At 41.8% G+C, this 650-nt stretch carries 1 protein-coding gene; it reads right to left on the minus strand.

Annotated elements, in window-relative coordinates; all coding sequences use genetic code 11:
• On the minus strand, positions 1–650 hold a 650-nt coding region (locus N1032_RS25905; RefSeq protein ID WP_259543492.1), incomplete at both ends, for a terminase large subunit domain-containing protein.

Raw genomic sequence — 650 nt, forward strand, 5'->3', positions numbered from 1 at the left:
GCCACAGCAGTCGGGTGGTTAATCCCGATATCGACAGCAGCACAACGTCTCCAATGATTTGGAATCTGAATAGGATCACAAATAATCCCACTCTCTGCTACATCATAAATTAAACCTTCACCCATTGTTGGTATACCGCGAGTACGCATTTCATGCTGCCATTCTGGAATAGAAGCTAACAGCTTTTTCTTATCCTCTTCGGACAAATGGGGTGCATCATCCCAAGTAGCGTTCTGGAAATACAACATACCATCTTTGTTCTTCATAAACAGATCGACTAGCTTTGTCAGACCGTTTTCTGGAGTAGCAGTGATGGTTACCAAACCACCTGTGGTTGCTGTACGAGTAACGCACTGAGAGTAAATCTCAATTGATTTGAATGGGTCTTCTTCGTCCAGCCAGATGTAATCTACAGTAGCACCCATGAGAACATGTTCACCCTGTTGAGTCGATTTAAACTGGAGAATGGTATGACCATCAAATTCACCGTTCTTATCATAATGTTTGATCTGACATTCGATAATACGATTACCATCACGGACAATAGTATCAAAGTTAATACAATCTTGTGGGATTGTACCAGTTCCTAATGCTTGCTCATCTTTACCAGCAGATGTACCGAACAACTCTTTTTGGAGAACGTTTCGTGT

The organism is Herbiconiux daphne (assembly GCF_024979295.1).
In the GTDB taxonomy this organism is placed as follows: domain Bacteria; phylum Actinomycetota; class Actinomycetes; order Actinomycetales; family Microbacteriaceae; genus Herbiconiux; species Herbiconiux daphnes.